Source organism: Nitratireductor indicus C115, assembly GCF_000300515.1.
In the GTDB taxonomy this organism is placed as follows: domain Bacteria; phylum Pseudomonadota; class Alphaproteobacteria; order Rhizobiales; family Rhizobiaceae; genus Nitratireductor; species Nitratireductor indicus.
In genome coordinates, this window is the sequence record NZ_AMSI01000003.1 from 288,791 (window position 1) to 303,021 (window position 14,231).

18 protein-coding genes are annotated in these 14,231 nt (G+C 59.7%); 13 read left to right on the forward strand and 5 right to left on the reverse strand.

The genetic code is table 11. The features are described from left to right. Positions 1-36 precede the first annotated feature (36 nt). The 3 genes from NA8A_RS06110 to NA8A_RS06120 form a co-directional block, all read right to left on the reverse strand. Entirely contained in the window at positions 37-390 is a 354-nt protein-coding gene (locus NA8A_RS06110; protein WP_009449777.1) for a tRNA-binding protein, read from the reverse strand. A 7-nt stretch (positions 391-397) separates the two neighbouring features. Continuing rightward, on the reverse strand, positions 398-898 hold the full coding sequence (locus NA8A_RS06115; protein WP_009449778.1) for a type III secretion system chaperone family protein: 501 nt from the start codon (positions 896-898) through the stop codon (positions 398-400). A 335-nt stretch (positions 899-1,233) separates the two neighbouring features. Further along, positions 1,234-1,548, reverse strand: a complete 315-nt coding sequence (locus tag NA8A_RS06120; RefSeq protein ID WP_009449779.1) for an accessory factor UbiK family protein — start codon at positions 1,546-1,548, stop codon at positions 1,234-1,236. A gap of 173 nt (positions 1,549-1,721) precedes the next feature. Between NA8A_RS06120 and lgt the strand changes: the two genes are divergently transcribed. From lgt to NA8A_RS06145, 5 genes are all read left to right on the forward strand, one after another. Beyond that, complete coding sequence (gene lgt / locus NA8A_RS06125; RefSeq protein ID WP_009449780.1) at positions 1,722-2,564, forward strand: prolipoprotein diacylglyceryl transferase; 843 nt, start codon at positions 1,722-1,724, stop codon at positions 2,562-2,564. Beyond that, positions 2,561-3,661 carry a class I SAM-dependent methyltransferase gene (locus tag NA8A_RS06130; RefSeq protein ID WP_040671886.1) on the forward strand — a complete coding sequence of 367 codons (1,101 nt, stop codon included), beginning with the start codon at positions 2,561-2,563 and terminating at the stop codon, positions 3,659-3,661. The genes lgt and NA8A_RS06130 overlap by 4 nt, the downstream gene beginning before the upstream one ends. A 93-nt stretch (positions 3,662-3,754) precedes the next feature. Further along, on the forward strand, positions 3,755-4,549 hold the full coding sequence (gene pgeF, locus NA8A_RS06135; RefSeq protein WP_009449782.1) for a peptidoglycan editing factor PgeF: 795 nt from the start codon (positions 3,755-3,757) through the stop codon (positions 4,547-4,549). Beyond that, entirely contained in the window at positions 4,549-5,700 is a 1,152-nt protein-coding gene (locus NA8A_RS06140) for a M24 family metallopeptidase (RefSeq protein WP_009449783.1), read from the forward strand. The genes pgeF and NA8A_RS06140 overlap by 1 nt, the downstream gene beginning before the upstream one ends. 7 nt (positions 5,701-5,707) lie before the next feature. Next, the gene (locus NA8A_RS06145; protein WP_240532746.1) at positions 5,708-6,370 is read left to right on the forward strand and encodes a hypothetical protein; all 663 of its coding nucleotides are present in this window, start codon (positions 5,708-5,710) and stop codon (positions 6,368-6,370) included. Between the two features lie 11 nt (positions 6,371-6,381). On the opposite strand, the gene NA8A_RS25065 is transcribed toward NA8A_RS06145, so the two are convergent. Beyond that, on the reverse strand, positions 6,382-6,996 hold the full coding sequence (locus tag NA8A_RS25065; protein WP_143087876.1) for a phosphoribosyltransferase: 615 nt from the start codon (positions 6,994-6,996) through the stop codon (positions 6,382-6,384). A gap of 261 nt (positions 6,997-7,257) precedes the next feature. Between NA8A_RS25065 and NA8A_RS06155 the strand changes: the two genes are divergently transcribed. After that, the gene (locus tag NA8A_RS06155; protein WP_009449786.1) at positions 7,258-8,190 is read left to right on the forward strand and encodes a ribose-phosphate pyrophosphokinase; all 933 of its coding nucleotides are present in this window, start codon (positions 7,258-7,260) and stop codon (positions 8,188-8,190) included. Between the two features lie 66 nt (positions 8,191-8,256). On the opposite strand, the gene NA8A_RS06160 is transcribed toward NA8A_RS06155, so the two are convergent. After that, positions 8,257-8,817, reverse strand: coding sequence for an NADPH-dependent FMN reductase (locus NA8A_RS06160; RefSeq protein WP_009449787.1), 561 nt, complete (start codon positions 8,815-8,817; stop codon positions 8,257-8,259). A gap of 101 nt (positions 8,818-8,918) precedes the next feature. Here NA8A_RS06160 and NA8A_RS06165 point away from each other — a divergent pair, with 101 nt between their 5' ends. The 7 genes from NA8A_RS06165 to NA8A_RS06195 all read left to right on the forward strand — a co-directional run bounded on the left by NA8A_RS06165 (position 8,919) and on the right by NA8A_RS06195 (position 14,230). Beyond that, positions 8,919-9,341 carry a winged helix-turn-helix transcriptional regulator gene (locus NA8A_RS06165; RefSeq protein WP_009449788.1) on the forward strand — a complete coding sequence of 141 codons (423 nt, stop codon included), beginning with the start codon at positions 8,919-8,921 and terminating at the stop codon, positions 9,339-9,341. Between the two features lie 193 nt (positions 9,342-9,534). Continuing rightward, complete coding sequence (locus NA8A_RS06170; RefSeq protein WP_009449789.1) at positions 9,535-10,167, forward strand: 50S ribosomal protein L25/general stress protein Ctc; 633 nt, start codon at positions 9,535-9,537, stop codon at positions 10,165-10,167. 23 nt (positions 10,168-10,190) lie between these two features. Then, complete coding sequence (pth, locus tag NA8A_RS06175; protein ID WP_009449790.1) at positions 10,191-10,916, forward strand: aminoacyl-tRNA hydrolase; 726 nt, start codon at positions 10,191-10,193, stop codon at positions 10,914-10,916. Positions 10,917-10,919: 3 nt separating this feature from the next. Continuing rightward, positions 10,920-12,023: a redox-regulated ATPase YchF gene (ychF, locus tag NA8A_RS06180; protein ID WP_009449791.1), complete on the forward strand. Its 1,104-nt coding sequence runs from the start codon at positions 10,920-10,922 to the stop codon at positions 12,021-12,023. 138 nt (positions 12,024-12,161) lie between these two features. Then, a complete protein-coding gene (locus tag NA8A_RS06185; protein ID WP_009449792.1) occupies positions 12,162-13,130 on the forward strand; it encodes a magnesium transporter CorA family protein in 969 nt (322 codons plus the stop codon). Between the two features lie 168 nt (positions 13,131-13,298). Continuing rightward, entirely contained in the window at positions 13,299-13,766 is a 468-nt protein-coding gene (locus NA8A_RS06190; protein ID WP_009449793.1) for a MaoC family dehydratase, read from the forward strand. Further along, positions 13,763-14,230, forward strand: a complete 468-nt coding sequence (locus tag NA8A_RS06195; RefSeq protein ID WP_009449794.1) for a MaoC family dehydratase — start codon at positions 13,763-13,765, stop codon at positions 14,228-14,230. The genes NA8A_RS06190 and NA8A_RS06195 overlap by 4 nt, the downstream gene beginning before the upstream one ends. Position 14,231: the final 1 nt, after the last annotated feature.

The window sequence follows — 14,231 nt, forward strand, 5'->3', positions numbered from 1 at the left end:
GTGGTATTTCTTTGACGCTTCCCGGGAACAAACGGGTCAGTGCAATCGGCTACCGTTCGGAACCTTCTTGTCGTTCGTCGCGAGCACCACGGCGCCCGCCTCGTCTGAAAAACCGAGCGTCAGCACCTCCGACATGAACTTGCCGATCTGACGTGGCGGAAAATTGACCACGGCAGCCACCTGCCGGCCGACCAGTTCTTCGGGCGTATAATGCACGGTTATCTGAGCCGAGGACTTCTTGATGCCAATCTCCGGCCCGAAATCGATCTTCAGCTTGATGGCAGGCTTGCGCGCCTCCGGGTAGGGCTCGGCTTCAACAACCGTGCCCACCCGAATATCGACCTTGAGGAAATCGTCGAATGTGATTTCCGATGCCTTCTGCGAAGCCATATGCGCCTCAGGCGTTGCCGTAGGTCTCGAACAGCACGCTGTTCAACGCTTCCTGCGCACTGCTGCCGGACCAGATGACGTACTGGAAAGCCTGATAGTAGCACTCGCAGGCTTCAAGGGCGCTGTTGAGCATGGTCTCTACCTGCTGGCCGGTAGGCTCCACGCCGCCGGCCAGGACGAGCGCCTGCCGGAACATGACGACGTTCTCGCGCTCCCACAGGTCGAAATGGCCAAACAGCATCTGCTCATTGATGAGCGACAGCAGACGCATGATCTCAAGCGTACGTTTCTCGGGCACTTTCAGGTCGAAGGCGCAGGCCACATGCAGCGCCTCGAATTCTTCCATCCACGAAAAGGAGACATTGTAGTCGGTCCACGTACCGGCCACCGATATGGCGATCTCATCGTCGCCATTACGCTCGAAGCTCCAGTCGTTGGTGTGCGCGACATGCTCGATCACATCCACCGGATGCGCCTCTCGGGTCATGTCGAATTCAAGAAGGCTCATATATCTGCTTTCCTGTATCATGGAGCGCGCCCGCGCTACCGAGTATCCACAGCGGAGACACGCTCTCCGCAAGAGGTTTCAAGGGTGAAACACTTTGTGGAGCGACAACGACAACGCACGGAACTCCAACGGGCCGCCCCTGCCCGACTGCGTGATCGTTTCGAATCACGCTGTAAATTCAGTGTATTGATGCAGAGTCCCGTGACCAGACCTTTTTTTGACAGCGGCCGGTCAGCGTGTGGATAGTCAGGCTGTGCGCAGAGCAAGCCGGCAAGCCTAACTGACTCACCAGCAAGGATTTTTCGACACCGTTCACAGGCGGCGGTAACGAAAAATTATTTTTTCGTCCGGGCGGTGGACGCCGGCTTCGAATCGGCGGCTGTAGTCTTGGAACCGCTTTTTTTGGCAAGTTCGCCCTCAAGCGCCTCGACGCGGGCGGCCAGCACCGCGTTCTGTTCAAGTGCCTTGAGCGCCATTTCGCGCACCGCCTCGAACTCCTCGCGCTGGACGAGATCCATCGATGAGATGAAACGCTCCGCCTGCGCCTGGAAAGCTGTCTCGACCTCGCGGCGCACCCCTTGGGCAGCACCTGCCGCATCGGTCATGAGTTTGGCGAACTCGTCAAAGATTCGGTTGCTTCCGTTGGTCATGGCTCGTCTCTCGCGTTGCTGTCCTGACGTAGTGGCCTCGCCGGCCGAATGCAAGTCGGACATGCCTCGTTACCGGTCGCAGCCAGCCCCCCCCCACGACACCTTGACCTCGCCATCTTGCTCCGCGATACCTCGAAACGCCAACGAAGCGTCTGGAGGCCAGATTGACCGACATGCTGATGCTGCCCTTTTCGGCGCTCACTTTCCCAAACATCGATCCCGTGGCCCTGCGGCTTGGGCCCCTGGCAATCCATTGGTACGGCGTGGGTTATGTCGTGGGCATCCTGCTCGGCTGGTGGTACGCGCGCCGCATCGTCTCCAACGACAGGCTCTGGGCCGGCGGCAAGGCACCGCTGACCGCGGTCGATCTCGACGACTTCATCCTCTGGGCAGCGGTCGGCATCGTGGCGGGTGGCCGCATCGGCTATATCCTGTTCTACGATTTCGCCCGCTATCTGCAGAACCCACTCGACATCTTTGCCCTGTGGGAAGGCGGCATGTCCTTCCATGGCGGCCTTCTGGGCGTAACGCTGGCGATGATCCTCTTCGCCATGCGCCGCGGCATCAGCCCATGGAGCATGTTCGACACAGTCTCGGCCGTGGTGCCGATCGGCCTCGGGCTCGTGCGGATCGCCAACTTCATCAATTCCGAACTCTGGGGCCGGCCTGCCAATCTGCCATGGGCTTTTGTTTTTCCCAACGGTGGCCCCGAGCCTCGTCATCCCAGCCAACTTTATGAGGCAGCACTCGAAGGGCTGGTTCTCTTCCTGGTCCTGCGGCTTCTCACCCATCGCCTCCTGAAGCTGAAAAAGCCCGGCTTCGTGGCCGGTGCATTCGTCTGCGGCTACGGCTTGTCGCGCATCTTCGTCGAATTTTTCCGTGAGCCCGATCCGCAGCTCGGCTATCTTCTCGGCGGCTGGCTGACCATGGGCATGATCCTGTCAACGCCGATGGTGCTGGTGGGCATTTGGGCGATGTGGCGCGCAAGCGCAAGGTCCGGCCCGGCAGCAGAATGAGCGGATTGAAAAAGCGCATCTGCGCTCAGATATCAGCCACCGGGCCAATCAACGTTGCCGAATACATGGCTATGTGCCTGTTCGATCCGATGGAAGGCTACTACACGACGCGCGATCCCTTCGGCGCAACCGGCGATTTCATCACTGCACCTGAAGTCAGCCAGATGTTTGGCGAGCTTTGCGCGATCTGGCTTTATACGGCATGGAAAGGGTCGGGCGCACCGGCGCAGCCGCTGATTGCCGAGATCGGCCCCGGTCGCGGCACACTGATGAAGGACATGCTGCGCACCTTCGAACGCCTGTCCCCTTCATTGGCCACGGACGCCCGCTTTGCGATGATAGAAGTGAGCCCCCGCCTGATCGACGTGCAAAGAAAGACGCTTGCCCATAGCGTCGTCCAGCCCTTGTGGTGCGCAGAAATCGATGAATTGCCGGAGGGACCGCTTTTCATCGTCGGCAACGAGCTCTTCGACGCTATTCCCATGCGGCAATATGTGAAAAGCAATGGCCGCTGGCACGAGCGGGTGATTGGCTGCGGAAAAGATGGAGAACTCATCTTCATGGCCGGCCCCGGAACCGTCGACCAGGGGCTTCTGCCACAGGACGCCGCAACGGCCCCGGAGGGCGCCATCGTCGAACTGGCTCCCGCCCGAACCGCCTTGATGGACACGCTTTCAACCCGTATTGCGGCACAGGGCGGCGCAGGCCTGTTCATCGACTACGGCTATGAAACGCCTGCGGTGGGAGATTCGCTACAGGCCATGCGGGCGCATGCCTTCGCCGATCCTCTTGCCGACCCCGGCAAGGCAGACCTCACCTCTTATGTGGATTTCCGCGCCCTTGGCCAGACCGCACGCGCTGCGGGGCTGGATGCGCATCTGATGGAACAGGGAACCTTTCTCCTCGGCCTTGGCCTTCTGGAGCGCGCCGGACGCCTGGGCGCAAACGCCGGAGCGGCAGAGCAGGAAGCCATTCGCGCCGCCGTCGAGCGGCTTGCCGGTCCCGAAGCCATGGGCAGGCTGTTCAAGGTTATGGCGATCGCGCGACCGGGCCTCCTCGTGCCGCCTTTCGAACAGGCCTCTCCATTGTTTCGGTAAATGCTTGTTGTCCCGCTTGCGCGAGCAGATTGACTTGGCCCCGCCCCTGCCCCACCATCCGCGCCGCACGAAGAGAATTTGAGATGGCCGCGCATGCTTGACAGAACGAAGCCCGACCCACTGCACTCGCCGCTGCTCGACGGCATGCGGGACAACGGCATAAGGCACGGCTTTTTCACCCGGACCGGCGGCATCTCGCAGGGTATCTATGAGGGCCTGAACGTGGGGTTCGGCTCGCGCGACAAGCCGGCAACCGTCACGGAAAACCGCAGACGCGTGGCAGATTGGCTCAACGTCGCTCCAGACAGGCTGCTGACTGTTCATCAGGTACATTCCCCGCATGCTGTTGTGGTGCATGAACCATTCAGCGGCGAGCGCCCAAAGGCTGACGCAATGGTGACCGATCGTCCCGGCATAGCATTGGGAGCTCTGGCCGCCGATTGCGGGCCGGTCCTGTTCGCAGACGGAGAGGCCCGCGTGATCGGGGCCGCCCATGCGGGCTGGAAAGGTGCCTTTTCCGGCGTTCTGGAAAACACCATCGCAGCCATGGAAGGCCTTGGCGCCGAGCGCGATCGGATCGTTGCCGTTCTGGGCCCCTCGATCAGCCAGAACAATTACGAGGTCGGGCCGGAGTTCGCCGGGCGCTTCATCGAAGCCGATCCTGCCAATGCCCGCTGGTTCCGCCCTTCCGGCAAGGAGAATCATCATCTTTTCGACCTCAACGGCTACACGGTCGCCCGCCTCGTCGCGGCAGGCGTCTCTGCGGCACAGCTCGGCCGTTGCACCTATGCCGATGAAGATCTTTTTTATTCCTATCGCCGTGCAACTCATCGCGGCGAAGACGATTACGGACGTCAGATTTCAGCGATTGTGTTGGAGACATTTTGATGGCGCTTCACTTTGAAAAAACGGAATTCGATGCAAGACGCGACCGGCTGGTCATCGAGATGGCCAACCGGAAGCTGGATGCGATGCTGCTTTTCGCGCAGGAGAGCATGTACTGGCTGACGGGGTACGACACATTCGGCTTCTGCTTCTTCCAATGTCTGGTTGTGAAGGCAGACGGCTCGATGACGCTGTTGACCCGCTCTGCCGACCTGCGTCAGGCACGCCACACCTCCACCATCGAGAACATCGTCCTTTGGACGGACCGCTTCGACGCCAATCCGACAATCGACCTTCGCAATTTACTGAACGACCTGGATCTGCTCGGGACCCGCATCGGCGTCGAATATGACACCCACGGACTTACTGGCCGCAATACGCGCCTGCTCGATGAACAATTGCAGACATTTGCGCAGATCGAGGATGCTTCCGACCTGGTCGGCCGTTTGCGCCTCTTCAAGAGCGAGGCCGAGATCGAGAAGGCCCGGCGAGCAGCCAAACTTGGCGATGCCGCCCTCGACGAAGCGCTCCCCCTGATCAAGCAGGGCGGCGACGAGGCCAGGATACTGGCTGCCATGCAAGGCGCGGTGTTCGCGGGCGGTGGCGACTACCCCGCCAATGAATTCATTATCGGATCCGGCGAGGATGCGCTGCTGTGCCGCTACAAGGCCGGTCGCCGCAAGCTCAACAAGAACGACCAGCTCACGCTCGAATGGGCCGGCGTCTACCACCATTACCATGCGGCGATGATGCAGACCGTGCTCACCGGCAAGGTCTCCAAACGCCACCAGGAGCTTTTCGAAGCTGCCCGCGATGCGCTCGCGGCCGTTCAGAAGGCCATGGCGCCCGGTAACACGTTCGGCGACGTCTTCGATGCCCATGCCCGCGTTATGGAAGCCCATGGCCTCACCAAGCACCGGCTGAATGCCTGCGGCTATTCGGTGGGCGCCCGCTTCGCACCGTCCTGGATGGAACAGCAGATGTTCTATTCCGGTAGCCCGGAGCCAATCGCGCCGAACATGACCTTGTTTGCGCATATGATCATCATGGATTCCGAATCCGGCAGCGCAATGTGTCTTGGCCGCACTTATTTGACGACGGAAGCCGAACCGGAGGCTCTGTCTCGCTATGGGCTGGACCTCATCGCACGCTGAGGGCAAAATGCCCACCGAGAACGAGAAGAGCCTGAAACGACGCCACAAGCATGAGGAGGGGGCCATTCCTGAATACAGGATCGGATTGAGCGCGGCTCTCCTGGCAGCCATGGTCCTGGCCGGCTGCAACAGCGACAGCGTGCTCAACATGAATTCGGGCCGAACGCCCGACCAGGGGCTTGCCGCAGCACAGGCCGATCAGGCCCTGCCCGCGCCAGGCACCCAGCCCGACACCCAGCAGCCCGGCACGACTGTCGGCAGCGCACCCTCCTCGTTGGCGCAAACCCCACAGGCGACGGTTTCCACGACCGAAAGCATCCAGTTTGCCCCGGTTATCGGCGCCCCTGCAAACGTGTTGCCGGCGCTGTCCAGCCGGCTTGAGGCGCGCGCCCGGCAGGCGGGCATTCCCATCATCAAATCTGCAAGCGGCGCTTCGATTGTAATGAAGGGCTATTTCTCCGCGATTGCAGACGATGGCAAGACGACGGTGATCTATGTCTGGGACGTGCTCGATCCCTCGGGCAACCGGCTTCATCGCATTCAAGGCCAGCAGGCAGCTCCCGGCGGCAGCGGCGACGGCTGGTCGTCGGTGACGCCGGCCACGATGGAAGCCGTGGCCGACACCACGATCAACCAGCTTGCCACCTGGCTGTCGCGCAAGAGCGGATGAGACGCCTGGGTCTACGACACCCAGGAGATGCAGACCGCGGAGTACCCCCGTTCCCTGAGCTGCTCCACGCAGCGTGAGAAATGCACGCCCGTGGTCGCCACATCGTCAACCAGCAGAACCAGCCCCCTGCCCGCCTCGTCATCGCGGCAGGAAACCTGAAATCTCAGGCTCTGCATCGGATGGCTGGACGTGGAATGCTTGCCCTCGATCCGCCCCTCGAGCAAGTCACGTGAAACGGTCCCGATGCGCCGGGCAACGAACGGCGCGAGGATTGAGGCGAAATTCTTTTTCTTCCGTGAACTGCCGCCCGGCACCGGCACGACGTAACGATAAGGCTCACCATTCGTGATCCTGCTTGCAAGATCCCCAATCTGTTCACCGATCAGGCCAAGAGACTTTTCATCGGCGGTCTGCTTAAGATTTCGAAAGCTTGAGATTTGCAGACGCTTAATTTCTAATCTCCAACTTCTACAAGAAAAGAATGAAGACCCTCTTCGCTCTTTATGAGATATTTTCCTTAGAAGTGTCTTTTCCAGAAATAAGAAACTTGAATTGTCGGCTTTATAATTTTCAGAGCCTTCTGAAATATCCAAAATTGGAAAAGCCGCGTGATACACCCCACCCATTACTCGGCTCCATTTTTTTACGATACTAATTCTGTATTAAAATAGAACAGTGTCAATCTTCCAAAGACTGTTGAAAAAACAAGTTTTGGGCCTATAATTGATAAAGAAAAATATAGCCGACTAAAAAATTAGCCGTCTCCGGTTGAGCCGCCAATCAATCGCCATCAAGAATTCTGCACTTTTTCCACCGCAAAGCTTGCATTCGGTCCTCACGCCGTTAAAAGCGCGGTCAAGCGTCAAGGCGTTCTCCGAGGACATCCCATGAAGCTCTTTGCGGGCAATTCGAACCGGGTTTTGGCGGAAGCTGTCTCCCGATATCTCAACATCTCTTTTGGCAAAGCCACCGTACGTCGCTTCGCTGATCAGGAGATATTCGTCGAAATCCAGGAAAATGTGCGCGGCGAGGATGTTTTCGTCCTTCAGTCGACCTCATATCCGGCAAACGATCACCTGATGGAACTGCTCATCATGATCGATGCCTTCCGCCGCTCTTCGGCGCGGCGCATTACGGCGGTGCTTCCCTATTTCGGCTATGCCCGTCAGGATCGCCGCACCTCAGGCCGCACCCCGATCTCGGCAAAGCTGGTGGCGAACCTCATCACCCAGGCCGGCGCTGACCGCGTCCTCACCCTCGATCTGCACGCAGGACAGATTCAGGGCTTCTTCGACATCCCCACCGACAATCTCTTCGCCGTCCCGGTGATGGCGCGCGATGTGAAGGCAAATTACAATCTGTCCAACGTCATGGTGGTCTCTCCTGACGTGGGCGGCGTCGTGCGCGCCCGCTCGCTTGCAAAGCGCATCGATGCGCCCTTGGCCATCGTCGACAAGCGCCGCGACCGTCCGGGCGAATCCGAGGTCATGAATGTCATCGGCGATGTGCATGGCAAGGACTGCCTGCTGATCGACGATATCGTCGATTCCGGCGGCACGCTTTGCAACGCGGCCGATGCTCTTCTGGCGAATGGCGCAACAAGCGTCACTGCCTATATCACCCACGGCGTTCTGTCGGGGGGAGCGGCCGCCCGCATCAGTGGCTCGAAGCTCAAGGAACTGGTGATTACCGATTCCATTCAGCCCAGTTCGGCCGTGGAAGCTGCCGCCAACATCCGCACCATAACCATCGCGGACCTTATCGGCGAGGCCATCTCACGCACCGCTTCAGAAGAATCGGTTTCAAGCCTGTTCGATTGAAGACGCATCAGGTTCAAAGACAAAAAAGCCGGCCATCAGGGCCGGCTTTTTTTTGGAAAAGACTACTCAGGCTGCAGAGCGCCTGGCGTCGGCCTCGACCCAGGCCACGAAGCTGTCCACGAAATCGCCGAGGAATTTCCTGGTGTCCGGGTCGGTAATATCGAAATTCTCGTCGAACAGACCGGGCTTCACCTGAAGGTAAACTTCCGGACGCCCCATCAGAACAGTTCCCAGAACGACCATGATGGATCGCAGATGCGCCTGGGCGGCCGCGGCACCGATCACGCCCGGGCTTGCGCCCACGACAGCCGCGGGTTTTCCGACCCACGAATTCTTGCCCCAGGGGCGCGATGCCCAGTCGATGGCGTTCTTGAGAAGCGGCGGAATGGAGCGATTGAATTCCGGGGTAAGGAGCAACACACCATCCGCCCCTTCGATCAGATCCTTGAGAGCCTGAGCCGAAGCGGGATAGTTCGGAACCTCATCGTCATTGTACATAGGGAGGGAAACGAGATCGGCATATTCGAATTGAAGACGCTCTCCAGCAAGTTTCTCCAAAGCCTTCGCAAATTTGAGATTGATCGATTCCTTGCGATTGGAGCCGACCAGAACAGCAATTTTCTTCATATTTTCAGTCCTCTGTCCGCCGGGCTCAAATTCCCGGTGGTATCCAATGGTAACTGGGCCTATATCTGACAATTGTGCAGCGCAAACAAGAAGGCACCTTAATGAAACCACGTGGCGGGCATATCTCCGACAGCTGCCGCCCGATCAGCGAAATCCTCTCGCGGATCGGCGACAAATGGACATCCCTCATCATCACCCGGCTGACGGAAGGACCGCTGCGCTTCAACGAATTGAAGCGTCAGGTGCATGGCATTTCGCAAAAAGTCCTGACGGCCACGCTGCGCGGCCTGGAGCGCGACGGTTTCATCGAGCGCCGGGTGGAACCGACCGTGCCACCGGCCGTGGAATACAGCCTCACCCCCTTCGGCCGTGAACTTGCCGAACCGCTGATGGCTCTCACCCGTTTCGCGCTCGTCAACAGCCAGCGCATGGAAGCTGCCAGACAAGCCTATGACGAGCGCAACGGTACGCCTTTTACCGAAGCTTCAAAGCCACGCAGGCCCATGCGCCTCGGCATGAACTGAAGCGGACAGGAGGCCGCAAGCCCTTGCGCCACAAGCTCGCATGGGCTATAGACCCGCGCGTCCGCGTAGACACCCTTGGAGGCACCGCGGACGGAAGCCAGCCTACATCCATCCTGTATCGGATCGCGAAGCGGAGGGCTTTCACGTTTCTGGAGCTTTCCGGAAGCGCTCCACAACATTGAAAGGATAGGCCATGAGCCATCAGAGCTACGAGCTGAAGGCCGAGGCGCGCGAACGGGTCGGTAAGGGGTCCGCCCGTGCAATTCGCCGCAACGGAATGATTCCCGCCGTCATCTACGGCGAAAAGGAAGCCCCCGTCTCCATCACGCTTCCCCACAAGGAAGTGACCATGAAGATCTTCGGTGGCGGCTTTCTGACCACCATTGCGACGATCGACGTCGACGGCAAGAAGATTCAGGTCCTGCCGAAGGACTATCAGCTTGACCCCGTGCGCGATGTTCCGCTGCATGTCGACTTCCTGCGCATCGGCAAGGGCACCGTGGTGACCGTGAACGTTCCCGTTCACTTCACCAATGAAGAAGCCGCACCCGGCATCAAGCGCGGCGGCGTGCTGAACATTGTTCGCCACGAGGTGGAGTTCTCCTGCCCGGCAATCGCCATCCCCGAGTTCATCGAAGTCGACCTGACCGGTTCCGACATCGGCGATTCGATCCATATCTCGGCTGTGAAGCTGCCCGAGGGCGTGGTTCCGACCATTTCCGACCGCGACTTCACCATCGCCACGATTGCAGCGCCTGCCGGCCTCAAGTCGGAAGGTGCTGAAGCGGCCGCCGAAGAGGAAGAGGAGGGCGAGGGCGAGGAGTAATCCTCCCCTTCCCGCGCTAACCTATGCTGCTCATTGCAGGGCTCGGCAATCCCGGCCAGCAATATGAGGGTCACCGGCACAATGTCGGGTTCATGGCGGCGGATGCCATCTTCCGCCGCCATTCCTTTGCGCCCTGGAGCAAGAAGTTCAGCGCCCTCGTCTCCGAGGGTCGCCTAGGCGGCGAAAAGGTCCTTCTCATCAAGCCGCAGACCTTCATGAATCTCTCCGGCCAAGCGGTCGGCGAGGCCATGCGTTTCTACAAATTGTCCCCCGCCGATCTCATCGTCCTTTATGACGAGCTGGACCTTGCCCCCGGCAAGCTGCGGGTGAAGACGGGCGGAGGCTCAGGCGGCCACAACGGCATCAAATCGCTGGACGCCCATTGCGGCCCGAATTACCGTCGCGTGCGCATCGGTATCGGGCATCCGGGAGACAAGGCACGCGTTCACGGCCATGTCCTGGGCGATTTCGCGAAGGCCGACCAGACCTGGCTCGACCCCATGCTTGGGGCCATTGCCGACAATATAGACATGCTTGTTTCAGGAGATGATTCCGGCTTCATGAACCGCGTGAGCCTCGCGACCAAGGCCTCGGCTCCCGAAACTCGGGCAGGCTCAGGCAAGGAAGCCCCCGCCAAGAAAAAACAGAGCCACATCCGGCAGGCACGCTCCTCCGCTCCTGCGGCTCCCCTCCCCGAAAGCGGCCCCATGGCCGCCATGCTCAAAAAACTCTTCGGCCAGAAGGAATAGGAAATGGGTTTCAAATGCGGCATCGTCGGTCTGCCCAATGTCGGCAAATCGACGCTCTTCAACGCGCTCACCAAGACGGCCGCCGCCCAGGCCGCCAACTATCCCTTCTGCACCATCGAACCGAACACCGGCGAAGTTGCGGTGCCCGATCCGCGCCTGAGGAAGATCTCCTCGGTAACCGGTTCGAAGGAAGTCATTCCCACCCGCATCTCCTTCGTCGACATCGCCGGCCTTGTGCGTGGCGCCTCGAAGGGCGAAGGCCTCGGCAACCAGTTCCTCGCCAACATCCGCGAGGTGGATGCGATCGTCCATGTGCTGCGTTGTTTCGAGGATGACGATATCACCCATGTCGAGGGCCGTATCGACCCGGTGGCCGATGCGGAGACGGTCGAGACGGAACTGATGCTGGCGGATCTCGAAAGCCTCGAGCGCCGCACCGCACAGACACAGAAGCGCGCCACCGGCAAGGACAAGGAAGCGATGACCGTCCTGCCGATGATGGAGAAAGCGCTCGAGCTTCTGCAAAACGGCAAACCGGTACGTCTTCTGCTCGACGGCATTGCAGCAGAGGACCTGAAGATTCTGCGCGGGCTGAACCTGCTCACTTCCAAGCCCGTGCTCTATGTCTGCAACGTGGCGGAAGGAGACGCGGCCGAAGGCAACGAGCACAGCCGTGCCGTTGCAGCAATGGCTGAATCGCAAGGGGCCATGTCAGTGGTCATATCGGCGGCCATCGAAGCGGAAGTGGCCCAGTTGCCGGATGCAGAGGCTGCCGAATATCTGGAAGCCATGGGGCTGGAGGAACCCGGCCTCGACCGCCTGATCAGGGCAGGTTACGAACTGCTCGATCTCATCACCTTCTTCACGTCCGGCCCGAAGGAAACCCGTGCCTGGACGGTCAAGAAAGGCGCCAAGGCCCCCCAGGCAGCCGGCGTTATCCACACCGACTTCGAACGCGGCTTCATTCGCGCCCAGACCATCGGCTACGACGACTTCGTGACCCTCGGCGGCGAAGTGGCGGCCCGCGAAGCCGGCAAGTCGCGCGACGAAGGCAAGGAGTATGTGGTGACCGACGGTGACGTCATGCTCTTCAAGTTCAACACCTGATCCCCGGTTTCGGGCCTCAGACGCCCGGCGTTAATAAGACAAGAGGCAAAGATATCGGCGCGCACCATTGCGCGCGCCGATATGTAATATGTTTGTCTTATGGTGCCCGTTGTGTCCGACAGGGGAAGGAGCCGCGTCGTGATCAAAGCCTATGTCCTTGAGAATGAACGTCTGCATGTGGTGGAGGACATCCCCGCCAACGAGGCGACAATCGTCTGGGTCGACCTGCAAAGCCCGACCGCGGAAGAGGAACAGGCTATCGAAGGCTGGCTGGGCATTGCTGTGCCGAGCCGTGAGGAGATGGAGGAAATCGAGATTTCGAGCCGCCTCTACTCCGAGGACAGCGCCTATTTCATGACCGCCACCCTGCCGGCTCATGCCGATGGCGACCATCCGGAGATGCTGCCCGTCGCCTTCGTGCTTTCAGGCGGCAAGCTTGTCACCGTCCGTTTTCATGAGCCCCGCGCCTTCCAGACCTTTCCACAGCGCGCGCAAAAGGCAGCCCTTGGCTGCAGCACCGGCGAAATGGTGCTCATCAACCTGCTTGAGGTCATTGTCGACCGGCTCGCCGACATTCTCGAACGCACCGGCCGGGACATCCTCGATATTTCGCAGGGCATATTTCATCCCGGTGAAAGCAAGGCTTCCCGCCGCGACAGGAACTTCCAGATCATCCTGCGCAGGATCGGTCGCAAGGAGGATTTGCTCTCCAAGCTTCAGGACAGCCTGCTCACCATGCAGCGGCTATCAGGCTTCCTGAGTGCGATACCGCTGAAGCTCAACAAGGAATCGCGCACCCGCATCAAGACACTGTCGCGTGATATCGTTTCCCTTTCCGATCACGCCGGCGGGCTTTCGCAAAAGATCAACTTTCTGCTTGATGCAACGCTCGGCATGATCAACATCGAGCAGAACGCGATCATCAAGATATTTTCGGTGGTTGCGGTTGTCTTCCTGCCGCCGACACTGGTTGCCTCCATCTACGGCATGAATTTTCAGATCATGCCCGAGCTGAACTGGTCGATCGGATATCCCCTTGCCATTCTGGCAATGATTCTCTCCGCCATTCTCCCCTTTCTATATTTCAAGCGCCGCGGCTGGCTCTGAAATATCTGCCCCACCGGGCAATCACTGCCAGGATCAAGAATACCGAAATCAAAGCTGACGGACGTCGTGAGATAGTTTCATCAAGACGCACACCGGCAGTGTTCATCCTGTCCTTGCGCAACAGATGCCTTCCATCCATAAAAGTTCACACTTGAACAGGATTGTATCATGACGGACAAGAAGTGGGCCTTCGAAGACCTGAAGGAAGGGATCACCATCTCCCTGGGCGAGAAAGCGGTGAGTGCGGAGGAGATCGTCGCCTTCGCCAGCGAATTCGATGCGCAACCGATGCACACCGATGAAGAGGCCGGCAAAGCGAGCCTTCTGGGCGGGCTTGCCGCATCGGGCTGGCACACCTGTTCCCTGTTCATGCGCATGCTTTATGACGCCTTCATTGCCGACTCGACCGCCCAGGGTTCGCCGGGAATTACCGAAACGCGCTGGCGACTTCCCGTGCTTGCAGGCGACACACTTTCCGGCGGCACGACGGTCATCGCCGCAAGGCCGCTTAAGTCTCGCCCCGGCATCGGCATCGTGACCTTTCGCCATCAGGTGACGAACCAGCGCGGGGAAACGGTCATGGAAATGGAGAACCCGGTTCTCTTCGCGATGCGTGAAACGGGAGCCGCCGCATGAGCCTCGACCGTTTCCTGCGCCTTGGTGAAACAGTGATCCTCGGCACGCACAGCTTCGACCCCGAAGAGATCAAGGTCTTCGCCCGCAAGTTCGATCCCCAGCCCTTCCACACCGACGAGGAAGCTGCCCGCCACAGCCTTCTGGGCGGGCTTTGCGCCTCCGGGTGGCACACCTGCGCGATGTGGATGAAATACAATCTGATCGCGCAGGAAGAAGAGCTGCGTCAGCCCTGGCCTGGCCCGGAGCCCAAGCCGGAGTTCGGCCCCTCCCCCGGCTTTTCCGACCTGAAATGGCCGAAACCGGTTTACGCCGGTGACGAGATCACTTTCACCCGCTGCGCAACCGGATACAGGCAGCTGTCCTCGCGACCGGGATGGAAAATCCTCACGCTGCAGTCGGGAGCGCGCAACCAACATGGCGACGCCGTCCTGAGCATGACGAATGCAGTTCTTCTGAAGGCTTGAC